The organism is Nostoc sp. JL33, assembly GCF_017114985.1.
Classification (GTDB): domain Bacteria; phylum Cyanobacteriota; class Cyanobacteriia; order Cyanobacteriales; family Nostocaceae; genus Nostoc.
This window is the reverse complement of the sequence record NZ_JABXKP010000093.1, coordinates 1-25,115: the sequence shown is the minus strand read 5'-3', so window position 1 is coordinate 25,115 and position 25,115 is coordinate 1. Positions and strand designations below refer to the sequence as shown.

The window sequence follows — 25,115 nt, the reverse complement described above, 5'->3', positions numbered from 1 at the left end:
AGGAGCCAGTGTGTTGCGCGGGTTAAGAGCGTTCTAGCAACTGGCATCGCGCAGAGAAAGAGCCTATATTTATCTGGAAGCTGTACCGCCAACAGTCATCATTCTCAACAAAGGCCAATTTAAATCTTTCTCAGAGATTTCAGTCACATCTAGAGGCCAATCAATATTAAAGAATGAGTCGTCATAGCGTAAACCTCTTTCATACCCTGGCGTATAAAATTCACCCACTTGATATACAACTTCAGTCTCATCTGTGAGTGCTTGATAGCCATGAGCAAACATTTCTGGAACATACAAGGCGCGGTGGTTTTCTGGAGTTAGTTCTACACCTATGTGTGATAAAAAGCTGGGAGATTCAGGACGCATATCAATAATTACGTCATAGATAGCGCCTTTAGTACAGCGAATTAATTTCGTTTCTGCTGCTGGCAGAATTTGATAGTGCATTCCCCGGATAGTGCCTTTTTTGTAGTTAAAAGACAGGTTACATTGAGCAACAATTGGCTTTAAGCCATGTGCTTGAAATTCTTGAGCGCAGAAAGACCGAGCAAAAAAACCACGGTGGTCTGGTTTTTCTTCTAAATCAATAATAAATGCGTCTTTGAGTGCGGTTTCGGTGAAAATCATTTAAGTGCTTTGAGATGAATGTTTGCTTAGTGTTTGCGCCGGAAATTAAACTAACCACAGAGCCGCAGAGGGCACGGAGATATGAGAGTTTGAGAGATATTTTGTGTCAGTCCTAAACTTACAAATTTCATAGAGTGCAACCCTTTTTTTCTCTTGCTCTGTGTTCTCTGCGCCTCTGCGGTTAATTAAATTAGATATTCTTCTGGCGAGAACGTTTTTAACTTGAAACTTTAACTGCATCTAATGCAGAACGTAACTCTGCTCTAGGATAAGTATCATCCCAGTATTGGGTGCAGAGGTCTGGTCTTTCAGGAGGGTTAGTGGTGTAACACAAGAATAGTGCTGACCGGTCTTCTGTGCGGACTGTGCCGTGATGCAAAGTATTTTTCGTATCTACAAGAATGACAGTACCTGCTGGGCCTGGGCAGGATTTCCAAGCTGATTTGGGGATGACTGGTTTTACTTGTTCATCGTCGATACCCGTATAGCCTGACTTCCAAAGTTTGTAGTAAAGTCGAAAATAATTCCAACTAAATAAGGAAGTTAAAGAGCGGGGAATGTATTCAAAAGGCCCAGTTTTTTCTTCTACATCATTCAAGTAAATAATGATTTTGATAATCCGACGGTCTTCTGCATCGCTATGCCATAGCAGCGTCCCAAACTGATGTTTATTTTTTAAATCTTTGCGTAAATGTACACCATGAAAAGCAATGGGAAGACCAATATAATTTTCGATGATGTTGACCAGTCTTTTTTCTATCCCCCAGGCATAAAATTCTGGTAAACCTGTAACTGTAGAAATTTGGGGTAACTTTTCATCTAGATGGTCGTTGTTGGGATTTTCCATCTGAGACAATTCATGGTAAGCAGCTTTTAGGAGTTCGGAGCTAGAGTTTAACCCTAAATCTGCCAGTGTTGTGACGTAAACACCGTCTTTTTTGAGAGCATTAAGAATGTGGCGATCGCTTTTTTCTAATGCTGGCATATTTCTGCTATGCTGCCAACGGTCTACGTAATATTTAAAGTCAGCAGACAGTGTAGAAATTTTGCGTTGAATCGTGTTAAACATGGTGTAAATACCTTCTAATTTGGATATATATTTATCAGTAATTTAGTAGTTTATCGCTTATAGGTCTGTACTTCTTGAGTAGATATTTCAATTGATTCTGCTAATCTTAACTCTTGAGAAACCATCACATCAAAAGCACATAAACTAACTAAAGCCAAAAAGGGAACTATTATTTTGATGGCGGACATAGGCCATCTTCTTAAAGCACCTAAGAAAACTTTCAAGTTGACTTCTTTGCAGTTCTGCAAAAGCATCCGCCTACAAAACTGCTTAGAATATCCATTCTCTTCCAGTTTCAAAATCACTTCGGGGATGTGTTTATATTGCATTAACAGTGCAGATTTTGGTTCTTTCTGCCAATAACTCACACCAACAACACATTCCAAATAAGTTTCTTTAGTGACAATTACACTGCCATTAGCAGCACAATACCCGGCTAAATATGCTAAAGATATCCAGTTATTCTCAGCATCTTGCCAATTTTGTAGAGCGCGTTTTACTAAATCAGTGCGGTAGATTGTCGCAGTCAGAAAAATGACTGCGCCAACACTTTTTGAAAAACAACGTTCAAATATAGCTTTACCATCACCATCACCATCTTCACTATCTACATCAAACCAGCGATTACCAACAATTGTTGGTGGATGAACTGGTTCACCAGTAATTTGGTTACGGCCAGAAAAGTTGAGGAACAATAATGATAAATTTTCATGTTGCTTGAGTTTGTTAATCACATAAGAAATGGCTCTATCTTGAATTGGGTCATCATCACCAATTGTCCAAACATATTTTGTTGTAGTAGAATTTAGGCAATACATAATATTTTTGACTACGCCTAAATTCTTAAAGTTTTTATTTGACTTAAATGTGATGCTGTTAAGTATTATTTGCCATTTTTGGATCACCTCCTGAGTATTATCTGTTGAACAATTATCAGAAACTACAATTTCACAATCATCTTCAAAACCTTTAATAGCTTGAGCTAGCCATGCTAACTGTTTGTCAAGTAACTCAGCACGATTATAAGTCGGTATAGCAATGGTCAGTAATTTATGCATGGCAAGAAATAGTAGTTAATAAAATTGGTATATGAGTGGTTATCGCCAAGAAGTAGTGTTAATAGTAATTTGGCAATTAACACACTAAATTACAGGCTAGTCTCTAGTTGTTTGGGTGGAAAGAGAATTGCCCAAGCTGATATACTTAACAGACGTAGGTAAGGAATAAATATCTTGATTGTCAACAAAGGCCAACGTTTGAAAGCACCTAATAAGATTTTTAAGTCAGTTTTTTGTTGGAAATTCTGCCAAATCATTTCCTGACAAAATTTATGAGGATATCCTACTTTTAGTAGTTTTATATAAACTTCAGGTATGTAAGCATATCGCATTCTAAAGTTCCATGTTGGGTCAAGATCCAAAAAACTAGCACCCATAGTACATTCTAAATAAATGTCTTTAGTGACAATGACACTTCCATGAGCAGCGCAAAACCCAGTCCAATATGCTTGAGACGCCCAATTAGTAGTAGCAGATGGCCACTTTTGTAAAGCTTGTTGTACTATATTTGTCCGATAAATTGCTGCTGATATAAAAAGTACACCACCAAAATTTTCCTTCAGATAACCTTGGAATACAGCTTTACCATCAACTCTTAGCTCGTCGTTATCACTATTTAACCAACGTTCTACAACAAGTTGACCTGTTCGTTTTTGGCGACCGGAGAAGTTTAAAAACATTAGCGCTAAATCTGAATGTTTTTTGAGTGTTGTTAACACATAATCTAGGGTTCTGTTTTGAATTGGATCATCATCACCAATTGTCCAAACATATTTACTAGTTGGAGCTTTTAAACAACAAGCAATATTAGCCATTACACCGATATTTTCGCTATTCTTGTTTGATGTAAATTTTACATTACTGAGAATTATCTGCCACTTTTTAATTACTTCTTGGGTATTATCTGTAGAACAATTATCAGAAATAAAGATTTCGCAGTCAGACTCAAAGCCTTTAATAGCTTTAGCTAACCAAGTAAGTTGTTTATCTAGAAGCTGGGCACGATTGAATGTAGGAATGGCGATGGTAAGTAATTTATTCATATTAAGTTTAAATCTGTAGTCAAGAAGAATCAGTACAAACAGCAGCTTAGTAATTAACGATCTGCTTTCTAGTCTAATTTTTTGTGTTTGGTGACAAAAACTTTATAAGAGTACGCCTTTTAATTACTATTTAAATATTGTCTATTATTCAAAGACTTAAATAACTAGTAATAAAAGGCGTTTTTTTTACTTCTATTTAGTAATTACGACGCTATTAAAAGCCTATCCGGAACAGGAGATGGATAAATTTTTACTTCAGGTATTGGCACTACAAACTGTCCACCCCACTCGCCAATTAATGCCATTTGTTCCATAATTTCCTCCTTGAGATTCCAAGGTAAAATTAGGAGATAATCTGGTTTAGTTTCGCGGATTTTATCTGGTTCAAAGATGGGAATATGAGTTCCAGGTAAAAATAAGCCTTGCTTGTAGGGACTACAATCTACTGTGTAATCGATAAAATCTTTACCAATCCCACAGTAATTGAGCAATGTATTGCCTTTAGCCGGTGCGCCATAACCGGCGATTGATTTACCTTCTGCTTTAGCCGTCAATAGAAAATTTAATAGCTTGTGCTTTGTTTCTTTGACTTTCTCGGCAAATGTAATGTAAGTCTCTATATTATGCAGCCCAGCAGCGATTTCTTTTGCTTTTAGATGCCTAAGTCGGTCGCTAATACTAAGATTATCAGCGTGATCATGTTTGGCATAAATTCTTAGGGAACCGCCATGAGTTGGTAATTCCTCTACATCAAAAAGTTGTAAGTTATGCGCTGCAAAAATTTTTTCGATAGTCAGGAATGAGAAGTAAGAAAAATGCTCATGATAAATCGTATCAAACTGATTTCCTTGAATGAGTTGTAAAATGTGAGGAAACTCCATCGTCAAAATGCCATTGGGTTTGAGGATGAGTTTCATCCCAGCGATGAAATCGTTTAAATCCGGTACATGAGCTAAAACATTATTGCCTATCAAAAGGTCTGCTAGTTTTCCTTGTATCACTAGTTCTTTGGCAGTTTCAACTCCAAAAAACTTGTTGATACTAGGAATGCCTCTGCCTTGGGCAACCTTGGCTATATTTGCGGCTGGTTCTATTCCTAAAACTGGGATTCCCTTTTCTAAAAAATATTGCAGTAGGTAGCCGTCATTGCTGGCAATTTCAATAACTTGATTATGATGATTAAAGCCAAACTTTTCTACGATCATATCGGTGTAAGCCTTAGCATGTTTTAGCCAACTTACGGAGTAGGAAGAAAAGTAAGCATAGTCGCTGAAAATGTGATCTGGAGTTTCAAACTGTTCTAATTGAACTAAGAGAGTGTCTTCTGAGACATAAGCATGGAGAGGATAAAATTTTTCGGCATTATTTAGCTGTTCTGGTGCCAGATAAGCATTCGCTAAAGGTGACATTCCTAGATCAATAAAGGTTTGGCGCAGAGGTTGACCACTGAAACGACATTTTGCTATCGGCATAAAATTCAACTCACTGATTACAAATCATTTGATGGATGGAATAAGTCCGAATACAATATTATTGTTTTCGGAAACTTTGATGTTTTCATACTGCTATTAGTGTGCAAATTTTGATTTGATAAGTTCGTAATTTTTGCTTTAAAAACTACGAATTATCTCCAGCTACTTATTTATTTACACACTAATACCCAATAGCTACTTTTTATTCCAGAAGAAATCTTTGTCAATTTGCTCGGTACGAATGAGATACTCTAGCTGCTTTAATCGGGTAAATCCCCTGAATAAGAAAGTATCTTCAGCCATATCTATTTGGCTGAATAAATCAAATAGCTGCTGGGCACCAAGTCGGGCATCCCAATCGCATTTAAATCCGGGTAAGATTGTGTTGATTTTCTCAAAAGATACGCGATAGCTGCGGTTATCTGAGCCGTTGTCACCAAAGGACAATTTACAATCTGGGAAAACATCAGCAATAATTTCAGCGATTTCTTTGACACGATAGTTGTTTGCTGTATCTCCCACGTTGAAGATTTGGTTATGTACAATGTCCCGTGGTGCTTCTAAGGTGCAAACTATTGCTTTGCAAATATCCAGTGCGTGGACTAATGGCCGCCAAGGTGTGCCGTCACTGGTCATTTTGATTTGTTTACTAGTCCATGCCAACCCTGCTAAGTTGTTTAAAACAATATCAAAGCGCATCCTGGGAGAAGCACCAAAGGCAGTGGCATTCCGCATAAAGGTGGGAGAGAAGTCATCGTCAGCGAGTGGTCTGACATCTTGTTCTACCAGAGTTTTGCATTCTGCGTAGGCTGTTTGGGGATTAATTGGGGATTGTTCTGTAACATCACCTGCGGTAGCAACACCGTAGACACTGCACGAAGACATATATACGAAGCGACGCACACCCATAGCCTTAGCCAGACTAGCCAGACGAACTGAACCTACATGATTAATTTCGTAGGTAATATTCGGTGCCAATTGTCCGGCGGGGTCGTTGGAGAGTTCCGCCATGTGAACTATTGCTTCGATACCTTCCAAATCATCAGGGGTGATGTTGCGGATATCTTTGTTGAGGGTTTTGGGTGTTACCCCATTAGCGTTGTACAGCCAACCAACTTTATAGAAACCGGTATCTAGACCAATAACTTCATGTCCCCGTTCAATTAATAGAGAAGGTAATAATGAACCAAGATAGCCTTCTGTGCCAGTTACTAATATTTTCATTGTGGTTAATGCCTTTGTATTGATGAGTTAAATTAGGGGCGCACAGATGTTCGCCCTACTATGTGTTGCATCCGAGAGGGAAGCGCTTTTTCGTTTGTATGCAATAACTTGACCTCACTTCCATTCCTCTCTCCTCTTAGGAGAGAGGCTTTGAATCTTGCTCCCCTTCCCTTATAGGGGAGCCAGTGCGTTGGGCGGCTCCGCCGACTTGAAGCACCTGGCGTAAGGGGTTGGGGGTTAGGTCATTGGACTCAACCCAGAAGCGCTATATATAACTCGGCTAACAGTCATTACATAGTTTGCCGACTTATATTATGTCCGCTTGATTACTTATTAAACCCGGAGAACCCCAAAGAGCCAAAGCTGTGCTTTGTCTCCCCTCCCGAAAAGCGGGGAGGGGTTGGGGGTGTATATTACCCATTGGGTAACAGCACTCTATAGCGGTTCTTAATTGATGCACTACACTTTTATTCTTGTGGGATGGGTATCTTACCCGTCCCTTGTATTTCCAGGCTGGAAAAGATGCCCACTATACAAGATTCATCCTTTTATTCAGCAGCCCGGAAGTAATAACTATGTTATCTATGCAGTTACTACACTATCTAGATGCGAGAGTTGGGGAATTTGAGTGACTAGGGCTTTGCCAATTTCTAGAGAGGATGTGGCAGCAGGAGAAGGAGCATTGCAAACATGAATGGAGTTTTGACCGGAAACAATCAAAAAGTCGTCTACAAGCTTGCCATCGTTCATTAAGGCTTGAGCGCGGACTCCTGCATGGGTGGGAACTAAGTCTTCTGCTTGGACTTCGGGAATTAGTTTTTGCAAACTTCTGGTAAAGGCTGCTTTACTAAAGGAACGAATGATTTCTTGGATGCCTTCATCAGCGTGTTTGGCTGCTAATTTCCAGAAACCGGGATAGGTGATGACTTCAAGAAAATCGCGCAAGTCAAAGTCGGTTTTTTTGTAACCTTCGCGTTTGAGCGACAGAACCGCGTTTGGCCCTGCATGGACGCTACCATCAATCATCCGGGTAAAGTGAACACCCAGGAAGGGAAAATCTGGATTGGGAACTGGGTAAATTAGTGTCTTGACTAGATAGCGTTTTTCTTTTGTGAGTTCGTAATATTCTCCCCGGAATGGGACAATTTTTGCTTGGGGTTCAACTCCACCTAATTTGGCGGTGCGATCGCTATGCAACCCAGTACAATTAATTACAAAGCCTGTTTCAAAGCTACCGTTGTTTGTTTCCAGTACCTGATTTTTACCACTTGGGGAGATTTTCAGAACTTTTGTATTCAGGTGTAACTCTCCACCCTGCTGTTGAATTAGCTGGGCGTATTTCAAACAAACTTGCTTGTAATTGACAATACCAGTTGATAATACCCGAAGTCCACCTACACATTTTACGTGAGGTTCAATTTCCTTGACTTCTTCGGGGCTGATTCTCTGGACTTCTATACCATTATCTAAGCCGCGTTTGTAGAGATTTTCTAAGCGTGGTAGCTCTTGTTCTTCAGTTGCAACAATTACTTTACCACAAACTTCATGCTCAATTCCATGCTCTTGACAAAACTCTACCATAGAGCGAGAACCATCACGACAAAATTTAGCTTTGAAACTCCCTGGTTTGTAGTAAATACCAGAATGAATCACCCCGCTATTATTGCCTGTTTGGTGAAATGCCCATTGGCTCTCTTTTTCGAGTACTAAAATACGCGCATTGGGATAGCGTTTTCCTAAAGCTAACGCTGTAGAGAGTCCAACTATTCCCCCACCGATAATTGCAAAATCATACATTAGTATTATTCTACTTTAAATTACAGTAAATCTATGAACTGGGGAGTGGGGAGTTAAAATTCATAACTCCTGTACAGACGCGATTAATCGCGTCTCTCCCCCTACCAAACTTTCCAAGGAGCCTGACTATTATTCCATAGCCCCTCTAGGTAGTTTTTATCACGTAAAGTATCCATTGGTTGCCAAAAACTATGATGTTTAAAAGCAGATAGCTGTTCCATATCAGCTAGCTTTTCTAATGGCTCTTGCTCCCACACCGTAGAGTCATCAGCAATCAAATTGATTACTTCTGGTTCTAACACAAAATAACCGCCATTAATCCAAGCTCCATCACCTTCAGGTTTTTCTCGAAAGCTGGTAATTTTAGTTTGCTCATATCCTAAGGAAATGGCTCCAAAACGTCCGGCTGGTTGAACGGCTGTGAGTGTTCCTAATGTATTTTGTTGTTTATGAAAGTTAACTAGCTCGGTGATATTAATATCACTTACACCATCACCATAGGTGAAGCAAAAAGTTTCATTACCAAGATGTTCGCTGATTCGCTTTAAGCGCCCGCCTGTCATTGTATTATCACCCGTATTTACTAAGGTGACACGCCAGGGTTCAGCATAACCAGAATGCACGTTCATCTGGTTAAATCGCATGTCAAAGGTAACATCTGACATATGTAAGAAGTAGTTAGCAAAATACTCTTTAATTATGTAACCTTTGTAACCACAACAAATGATGAAGTCATTAATGCCGTGGGCAGAGTAAGTTTTCATTATGTGCCAGAGAATTGGCTTACCACCAATCTCAACCATCGGCTTAGGTCTGATACTAGTTTCTTCACTGAGGCGTGTACCAAGTCCTCCAGCCAAAATCACCGCTTTCATGCAATTACCTCGGAGATTTGTAGGGATATTATTATTTGACCGTGCCAATTTTAGATTTTAGATTTTGGTGAGGCAGTGCGGTCTTGGGGGTTTCCCCCATGAGCAACTGCCGAACCCGTTCGCGCAGCGTCTCCCCTTGGGAGAAGGGATTAACAGAGTTTTTTAGTACATACCCCTCTTTGAAAGTAGGCGGCACAAATCTACTCATAGGTTCGTGAGATTCGAGGACTCGCTAACCCGACGCTATCGTAAATCCGAAATCCAAAATTCTTTGGCTTTATCGACATGAAGAGGATGCACTTAGATAGAGAAAAATTTGTTTCTATTTTCTTTTTCTCCGTCAACAATCTAACTGTAATTTTGGGCAAAATTATGAAGGAAATATAAATTAAAATCTTTTCTATATAAAAGCTCTATGAATATCTCTAAACCTGAAAATAAATTACTCAATTAAATAAAAATGTTACCCATAAAATAACTAGGGTTAGCTGGTGCGAACCCTAGTTAGGCTTGATTTTTTCAATCAAAGCCAATAATATGCAAGTAACAAAACTTACTTGTTTTTAGAGGATGTTTTCAAAGTATTGGGCGAATATAATTGGCTTCTGTGTTGAGTTTAATACAGACCTAACAAGAACAGCCCTTTCCCTACTAGCGTTGGGGAGTAATAATAAATTAGACTTTAGAAACATCCTCTTAGTTAGTTTTTTCCAGATTAGTTGGGTTTTGGAATAAAGGGTCACATTTGTTTTCGATCACTACACACATGTTACTGAGTGCTTGCTGATAATTATCCATATCATCTTGGTCAAGAAAGATTTTGGCAGATGCCTGTATATCTTCGATAGCTTTCGTCTGGTTTTTGGTAGATTCACTACCGCCATATTGTGCCAGTTCATAGCGAACCATACCTCGTTTTAGATATGCTTTTGCTAGTTTGGGGCTAATAGTTAATGCTTGGTTAAAGTCAGCGATCGCTAGCTTATATTCTTGCTCATAATTGCTGCTATATTGAGCAATTTGATAATAAACAACACCCCTCTGAAAGTAAGCTTCGGCTTTGGATACATTAAGTTTTATTGCCTGAGTAAAATCTCCGATCGCTCTTTTGTAACCTTGTTGAGATTCACCGCTATATTTAGCCATTTGGGTGCGGACAATACCCCGTCTGATATAAGCTTCAATTTCATTACTATCCAGACCGATAGCCCGATTATAGTCAGCGATCGCTAGGTTATATTGTTGATCAGGATCGTTGCTATATTCCGCGAGCATAAAGCGGGCATTGCCCCGATTTACAAGAGCTTTGGTTTGATTGGGCTTGATTTGCAGAGCTTGGCTATAATCTGCAACTGCTCCTTCGTAGTCTTTCAGGTTATAACGGGCATTACCACGATTTACAATAGCTATGGTCAGTCTAGGTTCTTGTTGAATTGCTTCGCTAAAGTTGACAATTGCTTTGTCATAATCTCGCTGTTTGTAAGCAGCGTCACCTTGCTGATAGTAATCAACGAAGCTGAGGTTGTTATTTATCTGGCGAGGCTTCAATGTTTGTTGGGTGTAAGCATTTTGGGAAATAAACGGCTGCGTAAATTTAATCATTACATCCGCATATCCCAATAAACCAAAACCCAGCAAGCAACAAATAATCGGGTACAATTTTGACTTCTTGGAAGGTTTATAAGGTGAACCGCTTGGGGTAGTTGCTGGCTGCCAATAATTAACTAGGTGCGATGGCATGGCTCGCTGTGGAAAACGCGGTGTCTGGGTGTAGTGCTTTTTCGCTTTGATTCGCGGTTGTAGATGTTCTTTAGCTTCTATAGCCCGATGTGATGGGAAGGGGTCGCGTCCGCCTAATCGCACGGTACGTTCACACCACGGACAGCCACGCATGTGGTTATTGTAGCGATGTTGGGGATTTGTCGTGCAGGTAATCAGGGAATCTTCGGCTTCAGCTATTGCTGAGAGCCAAGCCTGGGCAGTGGGGCGCAGCAGTGGGTTGTTGTGACCCTCTTCAAAACAACGCACAAATAGTTCTTGTAAGCCGGGATGGAGAATTTCCCAAGGGGGTGCAATCGGTGTAGGTAGGTAGGGTACGTGCCGCTTTTCGCTGTAAGTGAAATGACCCGATGCAATGCGGGCTTCGTAGGGTGGTGGCTCAATCGCACCTTGAAAAATCCCCGAAAATGGGTGGGTGCCTTCCATTAAGAGTTGAAATACCAACACCGCTAACCCAAATAAATCGTGAGAGATTTCGCGATCGTGCTGGGCAAAAGTTTTATTCTGGAGTTCTGGTGGGGTAAACTCTGGTTTACCTACTGGGCAACGATAAACAACATTGTTGTTTCGGTCGGGTACTTGGAAAGAGTCTGTGTCTATCAAAGTCACCAGTGCGGTGTCACTGACGAGGATATTTGACTCGTTTACATCACCAATGCAATATCCACTCGCGTGCAAAGCTGCAAAAGCCGCCGCCAGGTTGCGAGCCGTGCGGAGCAGGTACTGATAGTTGAATAAGGGGCAGTGTTGACGACGGGTTCTGGGGTTGTAAAAGTCGATGATTGGACGCATCCCCTGAATATGTGGCATCAAAAAGCCAAGGACGCTATTTTTGCCATCTGCTGCCCGTAATAAATCCTCTGGCCAAGCGATAGAGATATGCCCCAAACTAGCTGTCGGGTTTTCTGGCGGGTTGGCAAGCATCGCCTGGAGTTTATCAGCATGGGCAGTTGTTGGCTTGTGGTAAATCTTCGCCACCAAGTTGCTATCGGATGGCACTGCATAAACACAAGCTTCACCGCCACGCCCCAAACTGACATTGAGGCTGAGGATTTCTTTTCTAGGGGAACAACGTAGTACCTGCATAATGAAATTACCGCTAACGGGAGTTATTGTAAGATGTCAAACCTGTAGATGTATTGCTCATCAGTCTTTGAATGCAGCTATAATCAGTGTCAAATCATCATCAGTGCGTTGTGTAATCCGCTCTGAGCGTAAAAATTTTACCAACTGCTCTTTCGCTTCTGTCTTATCCTTGGTATTGGCTACAAATTCAAACAGGGGAAAAAAGAAGGGTTTGTGAGGTTCGCCAACAACCATATTCAAAGCCAACATTTGTAATCCGTCGGTGATGATACCAACATTTACTATATCTGTGCGCCATAATCTCATCTGTAAGGTATCTAAAGCGTTAGGCGAAGTCAAAAAAGTGGTTTCGTTGATGTATTCGCCGCTATCAGGTATAGTCAGTGCCAAGAGGTTGCCCATGCTATCTTTTGCCACTGCCAAACCATCACCTATCTGTGCCACAGCAACAACTTCTGGTGTGGCAATCATCATAATTAAGGTAGTTGCTAAATCTTGAGGCTGTTTGTCACTAGTAACCGCCTCAGCCTCCACAGCTTTTTTAGCAGCTAGTATGGCATCATTTAAGAGCGATCGCACCAATGCATCATCATTCAAGATTTTTTGGGTCAATCCTTTGGTGGAAATGTTTTCTATTGCTGTTTCCACAGCAACCATCGCTCCCACTTTTCCAAGGCTAGCAGAACCCGCGCCATCTGCTGCGGCCGCCACTAAAACATTATCTGACAATATCTGCCAATGATGAGCATCCTGACATAACTGGTTGTTTTTTAAGTGACTTGTACCACATACAGACGCAGCCACAATCCGCCATTGAGCAATCTGGTTTGATATGTTCATAGATTTTTTTCCAGCAGCTAGCTGTGTAAACATCAAGCTGCGATTTTTAATTAAACAGTCCCCCAACCAATCGGTGGTAGTGCTACCTGCTCGTCCACCTGCGAATGAGAAACAGCTGCCATACTAGTTGATAGCCAGACAAACATCTCGATAAAATTCAATCCTTTGAGTTTTAAGGGGGTACGCACAGTTATTTGATTTAAACGCGTCATATTCGCATTTTCTACACCTACTGTAAAAAATGCTACACGCTTACTTGCTTCGTCTCCTTGTAGGCGCTGCGATGCTTGCTCTACCACATGATCTAACTCGCCTTGCGGTTCTCCATCGGTAATCATAAATACCCAAGGACGATAGTAAGCAATCCCATTGGCACGATACTGAGATTTCCGCTCTTGAATTATGTCTAAAGCTTTATGAATTCCTGCACCCATCGTAGTCAAGCCCTGTGCTGTCAAAATAGGCGGATTGAATTGATCGGCAGTCACAAAGTCTTGTATTACATTGATATTACTATCAAAAGTTACGATCGCCACTTCCACCCGTCTTGCAGCTAAGGAATTTTTGACTAATTCATCCTTTAAACTTAGTAAACCCTGATTTAAAGCCTCAATCGGGTCTCCTTGCATCGAGCCAGATGTGTCTAGCAACAGTACACAAGGACAACGTGGTTCTGGGTTCTCAGCAAATTCTACTACTTCATCAAGTCTTAATGTATCATGCATAACTTTTTGTGTTATGTTAAAGTTCAAAGCTTTATTTCCCTTTACTCAGAGTATATAATTTCAGTTGCCGAAGCCACTACAGAATATAGTATCTACTGGTAGATGTTCTAATCTTTATTAAACAAATTATTTTCATAAAGTTATCTATATTATTAAGATGAACTTGAGCATAGCTTAGTTTATCAAAATCGGCCATTACCTGTTGTAATGTATCTACCAAAAATTTATATCCATTAAACCTACAGTACAATAAATACGTAAACTTTCCAAGATAACTTTTTAAAGATTTTATGTAGGAGAATCGTTCCTTTAGAGAAAAGTGATTAACCATAATTAAGATCATTGGTTCTAGAAGTATACCAGTGTAAGTGCGGGAACTTGGAATCAAATTTGCCTCTTTAAGAGAGTGGGTATAAATAAACGTCATTATTAAGGTCTTCAGCCAAGAGTTGTCGGTAGTCAGTAGAGCTTAGAAGCAACCAACATCTATTGATAGTCTAGCCATGATCAGTGTTTACCTTTATTCATACCCACCTACTTGTTTTTTGAAATAAATTAAGTACAATGTGCTAAATGCAACAAAAAAATATTAAAAATTATAATTTTTAATATATATACATATTTTAAAAAAAATAATTTGTGTATAGAGAAATATTACAAAGAAGATAATATTTCCTAGCTGATATTTTTAATTTACAAATGTTCGGTTGTTGATTCCGCAAAAAACTTGAAAAATATGAATAATTCAGGTGCATTTACCAAACTACGTCCTCTAAGTTTATTAAGACAGTTATCCAATAGCTCCGACAGTACTTGTTTACAAGCATTGAGTAACTCAGTTTCTTGGTCTATTTACTTAGAACAGGGCAAAATAACCTACGCTACCCATTCAGTGGAACCTTTTGATCGATTAGAACGTCATTTGCGCCGCCTCAGCCACAAAATTCCACTACTTACCAGTGAGGTTCGTGTTCAATTACGTCTGATGTTTGAACCTGATTCACATAGTCAGTTAATCGAACATGACAGCAATTCCATAAGCTACCCTCCTGAGTATCAGGCTATATCCTGGCTTGTTAGTCAACAACATCTACCTTCTAGACAAGCAGCAGTGCTGGTTGAAGAATTAGTTAAAGAGGTGATTGAATCATTTTTGCTCATCAAAGAAGGTACTTATGAATTAACAGAAGCACTGAATAGAACGCCAAAAAATTGTCGGCTAGATGTAGACAAAATTTTAGAACATTGCCAAGCGCGATTACAGGAGTGGCAGGCTTTTGTTCCCCAAATTTCATCTCCATATCAACGCCCCTATCTGTTGATTAACAGCAAAGTTGAGGAAAAAGATTTACCAAACCTCCAGCCACATTTAACTAATTGGATGAAGGGTTTTAGCCTGTCTCATCTGGCTGTAATTATGAATCAAGATGAAATCGAACTGGCTGGCAATTTATACCCTTACATCGTTAAGGGTGCGATTATGTTGCATGAACCAGATCCACCATTTGATAAATTACCAAAGATATTTGAGCAGCGATCGCTTTTCTCAAAATTGATTGCAAAGTTAGTTCGCACAAAAGAAAAGCTAAGTATCACCATCAATTACCCAAGTATTCCTCAAGAGAATATAGCTCCTGTTCAGCGATTACTACAGATTTCTATTCCTCCAAGAGAAAACTTTCAGGAACCAACACTATCAAATAACATAAATCCTACTTTCCAAAGAGTAACGGCTGCTACTATAACGGCAGAAAAAGTCCATAAAATCGTTTCTGTAGATGATAGCCCGACAATTCTCAAAGAAATTAGCTATTTCTTAGAAAATGAAAATTTTTCTGTAGTCACTATCAACGATCCAATAAAAGCTGCTTTGTCAATTATAAGGCACAAACCGGACTTAATTTTGCTGGATTTAAACATGGTAGGAATCGATGGTTATGAGTTGTGTCGGATTATACGAAATAATTTAATTTTTAAGAATACTCCGATCATTTTTGTGACGGCGAGTAAAGGAATTGTAGACAAAGTAAAAGCGAAACTGGTGGGGGCATCTGGATATCTCACTAAACCGTTTACTCGCGCGGAATTACTGAAAATAGTCTTCATGCATTTGACTTAAACTAACCACAAAATCTAACAGCTTTTAGCTAGTAACGTAATTCGTAATTAGAAGAATCTACACATGGCTACTAATCTAGAAATTGACGAAAACTTAATTAAGGAAACTCTTGAACTTGCTGGTCATCCAACCAAGGATGCCGTTGTTGAAGAGGCATAACCAGAATATGTGCAACGTCGAAAAAGCAACTGAAAATTCTGGAGATATTTGGCACGATTGAATATGACGATGATTATCACTACAAGCAACAGCGCCAAAGTGGATGAAAGTCATTGTTGATACTTCAGTGTCGGCTTCGCTGTCATAGACAAATTTTTTAGCAGCGTCCTCGCTATAGCCTTGCTGCCTTTGGGTTTACTTACTTTTTTCGATTGAAAGACAAATTTAGTTTTTTATTATCTTTGATGAGTGATTTAATTCGCTGCTTCACCATATAATAAATATTGTGTAAAAAAGCCATCCGCCTTTGCCTTTCTTTTTTTTCAGCTTGTTCAAGATTCCAATTAGACCAAATTGAATTATCAAGGTATTGAAAAAATAAATCTTTGTCAGGATGGTTACAATTATTGTGCCAAGGCTTATCCTTAGTTGAAAAATGAATAATGTCAGGATTATTAATTAGCTGATTGAATACATCTTCTGTAAACGGACTATCTTGCCAAGATGAATATTGAAACAAATATGGCATTTGGTTCCATCCGGGTTCAAGTTCTCCCCATTTTCCTGCAAGAATAGCATTCAAAGCATCTTGGTCATGCCACCGCACATACTGTTTATTTATTGCCAAATACTCAATTAGTTTTTCAAAAATATTATCTTCCCGCCATTTTTTGAGATTCATTACTAGAACCCCAGAATTAAAGTATTTAGATTCTGGAGGAATGCCAAGCTCTTGATAATTTATCAGTCCTCTTGACGAAGATACATAAGGCGCTCCCATATCCTGTGCTGCCAATAGATAATATTCTCCAATATCAATATTCCATAATCTTTCTATATTTCCTTGTACAATCACATCGCTATCAATGTAAATTGCCTTATTAAATTGCTTTGGTAAAAGTTGAGGAATTAAAAGCCGATAGTAAGCAGCTATTGTAATGGTGGATGAAATTTGTAGATTTTGGAAGCCCTGTTTTCTGGGCTTAAGCCAATTGATACTGACTTCCTCAGATTTTAAGTTTTTGATAATTCTCTGTTTGTTGAGTTTACTAATTCCCCCATCAATAATATATAGAACCAACTTGTGTTCACTTTGGAAATTGGCAATAACTGAGCGGGTAGCCGATGCTATCGGCATAGAGTAGTTATCATCAGCAGCACAAACAAGAACAATTGGTTTTTCGTTTGATAGGATTGTCATTATTGCATTTTTATATAACTTAGATATTGCTAAGATAGACGCAGAGATCAGAACATAATCACCGTATAAATACCGAAGTTAACGCCTGTTTTCCCTGATTCCTTGCTATACCGCCCGTGAGTATGATTGGAACAGGACGAGAATAGGACTTACGCACTGTACAAATGCATCGTGATCCCAATTAACGATCTTGAGGAAGTTTTCAGGCTTTTGTTAATTATCCTGCGATGCCTACGGCGGTAAACTACGTAAATAGACGATGCTGTAGGGGCACAGCAATGCTGTGCCCTTACGAAAGATATGGTTTTTAACCTTGATTGATATTTAGTATTTCTTGTCAATGCGTAAGTCCTAGAGAAGTATTGTATTCAAAATGTAATCAACTCAAGGCAAAAAGGCTGATTGCCACAATAGACAGGCTTACCGATGCAAAAACTCGCTTCTGTCTGCTACAAAATTTTAGGATATGGCTATGGCTGAGAAATTATAATTCGGGTTGTTGTAGCCTGGATTTGATATGGCGGATGTTACAAGGTCAGGACTACTGAGTAAACTGCTGACATCTGTGCCGATAGTTTGGCTGGGCGTAGTGCTACCTAGCGATATCAGTTCGCCACTAACAGAGAAATTCCAGCCTTCATTACCAATGAGTGTTTTGCCATCACCACTGGCTTCAATCCGATTTCCAAGGAGATTGCTGTTACTTACATTGGCAATGTTGCCACTACCAAGTATGTCATTGTTATGACTAGTCTGTGTATTGGCATTACCAAGGATGTCGTTGTTATTGCCTAAGTTCCAGTTACCATTACCGGAGGTTGTGTTCTCGTTACCAAAGCCCCAGTTACCATTACCTTCGATTTTTCCGCCATCACCGTAGTTCCAGTTACCGTTACCGTTGGTTGTGTTGCTACCACCAAAATTCCAGTTACCATTACCGTCGGTTTTGTTGTTACTACCATATAACCAGTTACCGTTACCTTGACCACTGTTGCCGGTGGCATTTGCACCATCTAAGTTTTTAAGATCAGATATCCAGTTATCACTCTTATAAGGTACAGGTAGACCGTTGCCAGTTTTAGGTAGGTTGTTACCACTCTCCTTGGAGGGGGGAGTGCTGCCAAATGGTAAGTTACCGGGGAGGGCATTGTTAGCACCAGATGCGCTACCGCCAGCAAAGGGGTTGTTAGCACCAGATGCGCTACCACCACTGAAGGAAGCGAAGGTATTACTACTACTAGCAGCACCAGCGAAGCCACCGCCACCATCTAAACTGCTGCCATCGGTGAACTGCCATTTGCCATCACTGAAAGAAAAATTGCCATTACCAGTTGAATTGTTGCTAGTACCTTGTGACCCAGCAGTTTTATGGCTATTGTCAGAAGTTGCCATTAGAATTAAAGTCCTATTATTCAAACTGAAATTCCTCCCTCAAGAGGAAGATCAACGACATGAATGAAAGCATTTTTTGGCTTTCATTTTCAATAAAGAAATACTAATAAAAAGAGCAAGTACCACACTTACCAAAACTATACAAAATCAGATTTACATTTCAAATGAACAAAATTTAGATTCAATTGGCCATTCTTTTGATATTGTTCAGGCAGATTTCAAGAAAATTGCCCAAAATCTTGATGGTGAATGCTTTAGAGGCAGTTTTAGCAGTGATTTTTCGGCTCAAACAGGGCAAATTTACCTCTTTTGAGTACTACAATTCAATCCAACTAGACTACAAAAAGAGTCAAGCCTGATTTTTGTAGTTTGTTGAGTGACAAAATATTAGTTATCAGGTTTGATCGAGTTTTAAAGATAGGACTTAGGCAAGAGTTACGGAATAACGAACCACAGAGGCGCAGAGGACACGGAGAAATAGGAGTTTGAAAGATATTTTGCGTAACTCCTAAAAGATTCAAGTTCTGCGATCGCTAATCGTGTTAACTTCTTTCCAGGATTTAAAAACTCGTGGGGAATAAGCGGGCTAATACCGCAAGGCGTCAGTCACGCAATCACGCATTCACGCATTCAAAAGTATTATGGAATGGGCTTTTTAGGAATTTTAAATGATTGCTCTATTTACGCCGTGGCGGGCTAGTGTATCTAGTTGGCTCAAACATATCTCCCACATTGACAGAAGCCAAGACAGCAAGAAAAGATTAGGAAGAAAGATTGTTCTGCCAGTCTAACGTAGTACGATTGTTCAAGTGAAAGGGTACGCCTTGCGGGATGAGTAGCCATCGATCGCTAGTAAGCTAAAACACATCTAAGAAAGCAGATCAAAATTTTCTCAATATCTTGTGGGGTGGGCCGAAAAGCCCGCCCTGATGGCAGCAACTTAAATGCCGATTAGCTTAGGCACCCTAAAATGAGAACAAAAGACGATTCCTAAAACAAGCACACTCCATGCGTATTTCTCTAAATTGGCTGCGCGAACTAGTAGAGATAAAACTTAGTCCAGAAGAATTAGCCGAAACCCTGACAATGGCGGGGTTTGAGGTAGAAGAAATTGAAGACCGCCGCACTTGGGCAAATGGCGTGGTTGTTGGGAAAGTGCTTGAGCGTCAACCCCATCCCAACGCCGATAAATTGAGTGTTTGCCAAGTCGATATCGGTGCAGGTGAAACTTTAAATATTGTCTGTGGCGCTGCTAATGTGAAAGCAGATATCTATGTGCCAGTAGCAACTACAGGTACTTACTTACCCAACATCGATTTAAAAATTAAACCTGCAAAACTGCGTGGTGTCGCATCTCAGGGCATGATTTGTTCTTTAAAGGAACTCGGTTTGCCCACCGATGTAGACGGAATTCATATTTTTACCCAGGAAAATTTACCATTGGGTAGTGATGTGCGTCCGTTGTTGGGTCTAGATGATGTAATTTTAGACCTTACTGCAACTGCTAATCGCGCTGATGCTCTGAGTATGGTAGGCGTAGCACGGGAAGTAGCAGCTTTGACTGGTGGAAAGTTGAGCATTCCTGAACCTAGTGAAGTCTCGATTACCAAAAGTGCCGGAAATTTAGCTTTAAAAATTGCCGATACCCAAGCTTGTCCTGCATACATTGGTACGGTAATCGAACAGGTAAAAATTGCTCCATCTCCCGAATGGTTGCAACAGCGTTTACGGGCTGCTGGGGTACGTCCCATAAGTAATGTTGTGGATATTACTAACTACGTTTTGTTGGAATGGGGACAACCACTGCACGCCTTTGACCGCGATCGCCTACAATCTGTTGCAAGTAGCGAAAATTTAACCATCGGTGTTCGCTTCGCCAATAATGGAGAATTCCTCAAAACCCTGGATGGACAAACTCGCACTCTCGCATCCCAAAATTTGTTAATTACCGCTAACGACAGACCCGTTGCACTGGCGGGAGTCATGGGTGGTGAAGAAACAGAAGTCCATCAAGGGACTCAAAGCCTAGTTTTAGAAGCAGCTTTATTTGATTCCGTGGCAATTCGCCGTTCTTCCCGGAGTGCAGGCTTAAGAAGTGAGGCTTCTGGTAGATACGAACGGGGAGTTAACCGCGCTGAGTTGGAAATAGCTAATCGCCGCGCCTTATCCTTAATTAGCGAATTGGCTAGTGGAATTCTTGTCCAGCAGCAAATTGCCGACACCCGCCCCGATCCGTCTACTTGGAGTCGTTCCATCGCACTGCGTTTAGACCGAGTTAATCAGATACTTGGGCCAATCGATTTGGAAGAAGACACAGGTGAACTCCAAGAACAAGATGTTGAGCGCATCCTAACTGCATTGGGATGTCAATTGACTCCTTCAGGAGAAGATAGCACCCATCAACCCACATGGTCAGTTTCTGTGCCACCTTATCGTTACCGCGACTTAGAGCGAGAAATTGATTTAATTGAAGAAATCGCCCGTCTCTATGGCTACAATAAATTCTGTGATACCTTACCAGAAAAAGCGGAAGCTGGCTATCTGCCTTTAGATGAAGAATTGATTCGCAAGTTACGAGCTTTCCTGCGGGCTGAAGGATTGACAGAATTAATCCACTATTCTTTAGTCAAACCAGGAGAAGACAGAAATATAGTATTGTCAAACCCGTTATTTGTCGAATATTCAGCGCTGCGAACCGATTTGATATCTGGGTTAATTGATGCCTTTCAATACAATTTAGAGCAGGGTAATGGTGCCCTTAACGGCTTTGAAATCGGGCAAATTTTCTGGCGAGAAGAAGACGGTTTGCAAGAAACAGAAGCCCTTGCGGGGATTGTGGGAGGGGATATTTCCGTTGGCAAATGGTCAAAAGGTGGACGCGAACAACCGATCACCTGGTTTGAAGCCAAAGGCATTTTAGAAAGTGTATTTCGCCAACTTGCCTTGCAGGTAGAATTTCAACCCGATCGCCGCGACGATCGCTTACATCCAGGACGTACCGCTTCCCTGTGGATTCGAGGTAACAGGCTGGGTATTTTTGGACAACTCCATCCCCAACTGCGAAGAGAAAAAGGTTTACCAGATTCCGTTTATGTTTTCCAGTTGGATCTAGATGTGCTTTTAGATTCTCTGGGAGAAGATGAAGTTCTCGTTCCTACATTCCAGCCCTATTCTACCTATCCAGCTAGCGATCGCGACATCGCCTTTTTCGCACCCGTGAAAATCTCAGTTTCCGAAATTGAAAAAGTAATTACCAAAGCGAGTAAAGATTTGCTCGAATCAGTGGAATTATTTGATGAATATCGCGGCGAAAATGTCCCCGAAGGACAGAGGAGTTTAGCATTCCGTCTAGTTTATCGGGCTAGCGATCGCACTTTGACTGAGGCTGAAGTCGAACCAGTACACAATAAAGTCCGCGAAGCCTTGGTGGAAAAATTCGGCGTCAATTTGAGAAGTTAGGAGTAATTACCCCCCTTAATCCCCCCTTGTAAAGGGGGGAAACCGGAAATCAATCTAGTTCCCTCCCCTTTACAAGGGGAGGGTTAGGGTGGGGTAAAACCCTGGTTAATCAGCTATTTCAGACTTGTTGACACGCCAAAATAACAAATGAGTTCGCCGAAATAGCAAATGCGTTCGCTGAAATAGCAAATGGGTTCGCCGAAATAGCAAATGCGTTCGCTGAAATAGCAAATGTGTTCGCTGAAATAGCAAATGGGTTCGCCGAAATAGCAAATGCGATCGCCGAAATAACAAATGCGATCGCCGAAATAGCAAATGGGTTCGCCGAAATAACAAATGAGTACCCCGAAATAGCAAATGAGTACCCCGAAATAGCAAATGAGTACCCCGAAATAGCAAATGGGTTCGCCGAAATAGCAAATGCGTAGGCGTAGCTAGCCGTAGGCATCGCCGAAATAACAAATGCGTAGGTGTAGCCCATCGGTGATAGGTTAAGATAAAGTCCCTTTTGTCAATCAGTTAAAATACTTAAAATATCCTTAATAATGATAATCGTGTATGGGTAGAGGGGAAGGAGGCGATCCAATACGGTTCGGATAAGGTTTTTTGATGACACGCCGCTAATCGCAAAGACGCGATAAATCGCCGTCTTTACAATAATCAGTCCTTTGTAGAGACGGCGATTTATCGCGTCTCTTGCCTTAACCGAACCGTATTGGGAGGCGATCGCATCTAATAACACTAATCCCAGTTGCTTGAATAAAGCAGTATTACATCTATACTACTAATCAACAGTATTTACTGTATAATTTGCTCTGACGCTACCCATAAAAAAATAAATCTTCGGTAATCAACGATGATAGAATTTGCCGCCATTACTTCTGTTATTAGTAAATATGCTCCTCAAGCTAGTCAAATAATCATTAAACAAGCTCAAAAAAACGAAGCTGTCATCAAAGTTTTACAGGAATTAAAACTCAATCCTACCCAAATTCCTGATGATGTTGATACTGTTTATGTTTACGCTCTGGTAAGGTATGGTGTATTTAAACCTGAAGCAATTTTAAACCTGTTTAAAGAGAAAGTAATTAAAGATTATTTTTGGGATGCTTATAGTAATAATACTCCTTCTAAGTTTGTAGAAAATACAAAAAGATTTCTTAATCAAAATAGCGAACTAAAAACCCAGATAATTAATGCCAAAATCAATTTCTTGGGTGAATTAGAAGAATTTGGGGAAGTGTTTATTGTAGTTGCTAAACAAACGAAAGCATCACGATATCAGCCTTACCCAGATTGGAATTTAGATGTTTATCCCAAAGAATTTAAAGCCTTAATTTTTGAAAAAACGCGCTTATTTTGCGGTCGTGATTTTGTGTTCAAGGCGATTCAAAAATTCTTCACCACTCAACCCAAAGGTTATTTTATTGTGGTTGGCGATGCAGGGATGGGTAAAAGTGCGATCGCTGCTAAATATGTTTTAGCTACTAAGGTTCCTTGTTATTTTAATGTTTTCGCTGAAGGACGCAACAAACCAGAAAAGTTTTTAGCAAGTATTCGTCAACAATTAATTAAGCGTTATTCCCTCCAAAATGCTGAAAATGCCGATTTAAGGACTTTATTGCAAAAAGCCAGTGAAGAACTAAAAGGACAAAAACTTGTCATTGTTGTTGATGCACTAGATGAAGTAGAACAAGAAGGAAATAGCAATCTTTTAGATTTACCACAAAATCTTCCCGATGGAGTTTATTTTTTACTGACTAGAAGACCTTATAATCAACAAACAAAACGTTTAACTTTGTCTCCAGATACTCCTGTAGATGAATTAGATTTGACAAAAAGTGATTATACAGTTTTGAATCGAGAAGATGTCAAAGAGTATATTTACTTATTTTTGCAGAACGATCATCAACTAAGAATTTGGATTAATGAGCGTAATATTTCTGAGGATAATTTTACTCAGGAAATAGCTGTCAAGAGTGAAAATAATTTTATATATTTGCGCTATCTGTTACCCGGAATCTCTGAAGGTAAATACAATGATTTAACTTTAAAGGGATTACCACAAGGTCTTCAAGACTATTATACGACTCATTGGAATCGGATAGGGATGGATAATGAATCTAATGAAAAGAAGGTAAAAATACTGTACATATTGGTAGAAAGAGGTGAGCCAATATCTCTAAATATGATTACAGAAATTCTTGATGAGGATGAGGATGAATATGATGTGAAATCGGTGTTAAATGATTGGATTGAGTATGTAACACCGAAAGTAAATGAAGAAGAACGAAAAACTTACTATAGTATTTATCATCGTAGTTTTCTGGAATTTCTCAAAGGACAAGATAAACTAGGTAAAGGTCGAAAACTGTTTAAAGAAGTTAATCAGAGTATGGCTAATTATATGCTGAAGGAGATGGAATAAAATGGGGGAAATTGCCAGTAAAATAGCCTGCAAATCAGCAGAATTTCAAAAATTTTTTCTAGGTCAATTTCCTGAACAACAATTAAAAGCAGGAAACTCGGAAAAGTATTATCAAACTCTCACAGACTTTGATTTTATTTCCTTAAAACTTCAATATCCTCAATTTGGAGTAGAAGCCCTAATTAGAGATTATAGTTTGATTTGTAATCCAGAGGTATGGGAGAATTTAGAAGAAGAAAATAAACTAGACCCTGAACAACTCAAAATCCTGAAATTAATTCAAGATGCGCTACAGTTATCAGCCCATGTTTTGAATAAAGACCTAACCCAATTAGTAGGACAATTATGGGGAAGGTTGCAGAGTTTTCCCCAGCCAGAAATTGAGAAAATATTGTCAGATGCAGCACAAAGTAAAAGTGAAATTCCTCGATTTCGCCCCATTACAGCCAGCTTAACCACTCCAGGCGGAAACCTACTGCGTACCCTGACTGGTCATAACTCCTTGGTAAATGCAGTAGCGATCGCCCCAGATGGAAAAACAGCCGTTTCTGGTTCATTAGACAAGACCCTGAAAGTGTGGGATTTGCAGACCGGAAAGGAAATCTCTACCCTGACTGGTCATAACCGCTCGGTAAATGCAGTAGCGATCGCCCCAGATGGAAAAACAGCCGTTTCTGGTTCATTAGACAAGACCCTGAAAGTGTGGGATTTGCAGACCGGAAAGGAAATCTCTACCCTGACTGGTCATAACTCCTTGGTATT

20 protein-coding genes are annotated in these 25,115 nt (G+C 40.0%); 7 read left to right on the top strand and 13 right to left on the bottom strand.

What is annotated here, in order from left to right:
• Positions 1 to 69: 69 nt before the first annotated feature.
• The 11 genes from rfbC to HWQ23_RS28225 form a co-directional block, all read right to left on the bottom strand.
• Positions 70 to 627, bottom strand: a complete 558-nt coding sequence (gene rfbC, locus HWQ23_RS28275; protein ID WP_292836151.1) for a dTDP-4-dehydrorhamnose 3,5-epimerase — start codon at positions 625 to 627, stop codon at positions 70 to 72.
• Between the two features lie 217 nt (positions 628 to 844).
• Positions 845 to 1,696 (bottom strand): phytanoyl-CoA dioxygenase family protein, encoded by an 852-nt coding sequence (locus HWQ23_RS28270; RefSeq protein ID WP_292836148.1) that lies wholly within the window; start codon positions 1,694 to 1,696, stop codon positions 845 to 847.
• Positions 1,697 to 1,746: 50 nt separating this feature from the next.
• Positions 1,747 to 2,754 (bottom strand): glycosyltransferase family 2 protein, encoded by a 1,008-nt coding sequence (locus HWQ23_RS28265; protein ID WP_292836145.1) that lies wholly within the window; start codon positions 2,752 to 2,754, stop codon positions 1,747 to 1,749.
• An 89-nt stretch (positions 2,755 to 2,843) separates the two neighbouring features.
• The gene (locus HWQ23_RS28260; protein ID WP_292836143.1) at positions 2,844 to 3,797 is read right to left on the bottom strand and encodes a glycosyltransferase family 2 protein; all 954 of its coding nucleotides are present in this window, start codon (positions 3,795 to 3,797) and stop codon (positions 2,844 to 2,846) included.
• A gap of 203 nt (positions 3,798 to 4,000) precedes the next feature.
• Entirely contained in the window at positions 4,001 to 5,269 is a 1,269-nt protein-coding gene (locus HWQ23_RS28255; protein WP_292836141.1) for a class I SAM-dependent methyltransferase, read from the bottom strand.
• A gap of 195 nt (positions 5,270 to 5,464) precedes the next feature.
• Entirely contained in the window at positions 5,465 to 6,493 is a 1,029-nt protein-coding gene (locus HWQ23_RS28250) for an NAD-dependent epimerase/dehydratase family protein (protein WP_292836138.1), read from the bottom strand.
• A gap of 582 nt (positions 6,494 to 7,075) precedes the next feature.
• The gene (lhgO, locus tag HWQ23_RS28245) at positions 7,076 to 8,290 is read right to left on the bottom strand and encodes an L-2-hydroxyglutarate oxidase (RefSeq protein WP_292836135.1); all 1,215 of its coding nucleotides are present in this window, start codon (positions 8,288 to 8,290) and stop codon (positions 7,076 to 7,078) included.
• Positions 8,291 to 8,391: 101 nt separating this feature from the next.
• On the bottom strand, positions 8,392 to 9,165 hold the full coding sequence (gene rfbF / locus HWQ23_RS28240; protein ID WP_292836132.1) for a glucose-1-phosphate cytidylyltransferase: 774 nt from the start codon (positions 9,163 to 9,165) through the stop codon (positions 8,392 to 8,394).
• Positions 9,166 to 9,861: 696 nt separating this feature from the next.
• Entirely contained in the window at positions 9,862 to 12,030 is a 2,169-nt protein-coding gene (locus HWQ23_RS28235) for a tetratricopeptide repeat protein (protein WP_292836129.1), read from the bottom strand.
• Between the two features lie 60 nt (positions 12,031 to 12,090).
• Positions 12,091 to 12,870, bottom strand: a complete 780-nt coding sequence (locus tag HWQ23_RS28230; protein WP_292836126.1) for a PP2C family serine/threonine-protein phosphatase — start codon at positions 12,868 to 12,870, stop codon at positions 12,091 to 12,093.
• 50 nt (positions 12,871 to 12,920) lie between these two features.
• Complete coding sequence (locus HWQ23_RS28225; RefSeq protein ID WP_292836123.1) at positions 12,921 to 13,595, bottom strand: vWA domain-containing protein; 675 nt, start codon at positions 13,593 to 13,595, stop codon at positions 12,921 to 12,923.
• A gap of 736 nt (positions 13,596 to 14,331) precedes the next feature.
• Here HWQ23_RS28225 and HWQ23_RS28220 point away from each other — a divergent pair.
• Both HWQ23_RS28220 and HWQ23_RS33510 read left to right on the top strand, forming a co-directional pair.
• Positions 14,332 to 15,714 (top strand): response regulator, encoded by a 1,383-nt coding sequence (locus HWQ23_RS28220; protein ID WP_292836120.1) that lies wholly within the window; start codon positions 14,332 to 14,334, stop codon positions 15,712 to 15,714.
• A 63-nt stretch (positions 15,715 to 15,777) separates the two neighbouring features.
• Positions 15,778 to 15,873 (top strand): type II toxin-antitoxin system VapB family antitoxin, encoded by a 96-nt coding sequence (locus HWQ23_RS33510; protein WP_365742978.1) that lies wholly within the window; start codon positions 15,778 to 15,780, stop codon positions 15,871 to 15,873.
• 199 nt (positions 15,874 to 16,072) lie between these two features.
• Here the strand turns inward: HWQ23_RS33510 and HWQ23_RS28210 are convergent, their stop codons facing one another.
• Together HWQ23_RS28210 and HWQ23_RS28205 are read right to left on the bottom strand one after the other, a co-directional pair.
• The gene (locus HWQ23_RS28210; protein WP_292836117.1) at positions 16,073 to 17,074 is read right to left on the bottom strand and encodes a glycosyltransferase family 8 protein; all 1,002 of its coding nucleotides are present in this window, start codon (positions 17,072 to 17,074) and stop codon (positions 16,073 to 16,075) included.
• Between the two features lie 459 nt (positions 17,075 to 17,533).
• Complete coding sequence (locus tag HWQ23_RS28205) at positions 17,534 to 18,466, bottom strand: hypothetical protein (RefSeq protein ID WP_292836114.1); 933 nt, start codon at positions 18,464 to 18,466, stop codon at positions 17,534 to 17,536.
• A 76-nt stretch (positions 18,467 to 18,542) separates the two neighbouring features.
• Here HWQ23_RS28205 and HWQ23_RS28200 point away from each other — a divergent pair, with 76 nt between their 5' ends.
• From HWQ23_RS28200 to HWQ23_RS28180, 5 genes are all read left to right on the top strand, one after another.
• Positions 18,543 to 18,779 carry a hypothetical protein gene (locus tag HWQ23_RS28200; protein ID WP_292836111.1) on the top strand — a complete coding sequence of 79 codons (237 nt, stop codon included), beginning with the start codon at positions 18,543 to 18,545 and terminating at the stop codon, positions 18,777 to 18,779.
• A gap of 695 nt (positions 18,780 to 19,474) precedes the next feature.
• Positions 19,475 to 21,925, top strand: a complete 2,451-nt coding sequence (gene pheT, locus HWQ23_RS28195; protein ID WP_292836108.1) for a phenylalanine--tRNA ligase subunit beta — start codon at positions 19,475 to 19,477, stop codon at positions 21,923 to 21,925.
• A gap of 233 nt (positions 21,926 to 22,158) precedes the next feature.
• Entirely contained in the window at positions 22,159 to 22,353 is a 195-nt protein-coding gene (locus HWQ23_RS28190) for a hypothetical protein (protein ID WP_292836105.1), read from the top strand.
• 428 nt (positions 22,354 to 22,781) lie between these two features.
• Positions 22,782 to 24,353: an AAA family ATPase gene (locus tag HWQ23_RS28185; protein WP_292836102.1), complete on the top strand. Its 1,572-nt coding sequence runs from the start codon at positions 22,782 to 22,784 to the stop codon at positions 24,351 to 24,353.
• Position 24,354: 1 nt separating this feature from the next.
• On the top strand, positions 24,355 to 25,115 hold a 761-nt coding region (locus HWQ23_RS28180), incomplete at its 3' end, for a WD40 repeat domain-containing protein (RefSeq protein ID WP_472850515.1).

Coding starts and splice junctions, on each gene's coding strand:
- pheT (WP_292836108.1), top strand. CDS start 19,475: ATGCGTATTTCTCTAAATTGGCTGCGCGAACTAGTAGAGATAAAACTT.
- HWQ23_RS33510 (WP_365742978.1), top strand. CDS start 15,778: ATGGCTACTAATCTAGAAATTGACGAAAACTTAATTAAGGAAACTCTT.
- HWQ23_RS28265 (WP_292836145.1), bottom strand. CDS start 2,754: ATGCATAAATTACTGACCATTGCTATACCGACTTATAATCGTGCTGAG.
- lhgO (WP_292836135.1), bottom strand. CDS start 8,290: ATGTATGATTTTGCAATTATCGGTGGGGGAATAGTTGGACTCTCTACA.
- HWQ23_RS28235 (WP_292836129.1), bottom strand. CDS start 12,030: ATGCAGGTACTACGTTGTTCCCCTAGAAAAGAAATCCTCAGCCTCAAT.
- rfbC (WP_292836151.1), bottom strand. CDS start 627: ATGATTTTCACCGAAACCGCACTCAAAGACGCATTTATTATTGATTTA.
- HWQ23_RS28220 (WP_292836120.1), top strand. CDS start 14,332: ATGAATAATTCAGGTGCATTTACCAAACTACGTCCTCTAAGTTTATTA.
- HWQ23_RS28230 (WP_292836126.1), bottom strand. CDS start 12,870: ATGAACATATCAAACCAGATTGCTCAATGGCGGATTGTGGCTGCGTCT.
- HWQ23_RS28260 (WP_292836143.1), bottom strand. CDS start 3,797: ATGAATAAATTACTTACCATCGCCATTCCTACATTCAATCGTGCCCAG.
- HWQ23_RS28205 (WP_292836114.1), bottom strand. CDS start 18,466: ATGGCAACTTCTGACAATAGCCATAAAACTGCTGGGTCACAAGGTACT.
- HWQ23_RS28210 (WP_292836117.1), bottom strand. CDS start 17,074: ATGACAATCCTATCAAACGAAAAACCAATTGTTCTTGTTTGTGCTGCT.
- HWQ23_RS28225 (WP_292836123.1), bottom strand. CDS start 13,595: ATGCATGATACATTAAGACTTGATGAAGTAGTAGAATTTGCTGAGAAC.
- HWQ23_RS28255 (WP_292836141.1), bottom strand. CDS start 5,269: ATGCCGATAGCAAAATGTCGTTTCAGTGGTCAACCTCTGCGCCAAACC.
- HWQ23_RS28185 (WP_292836102.1), top strand. CDS start 22,782: ATGATAGAATTTGCCGCCATTACTTCTGTTATTAGTAAATATGCTCCT.
- HWQ23_RS28250 (WP_292836138.1), bottom strand. CDS start 6,493: ATGAAAATATTAGTAACTGGCACAGAAGGCTATCTTGGTTCATTATTA.
- rfbF (WP_292836132.1), bottom strand. CDS start 9,165: ATGAAAGCGGTGATTTTGGCTGGAGGACTTGGTACACGCCTCAGTGAA.
- HWQ23_RS28270 (WP_292836148.1), bottom strand. CDS start 1,696: ATGTTTAACACGATTCAACGCAAAATTTCTACACTGTCTGCTGACTTT.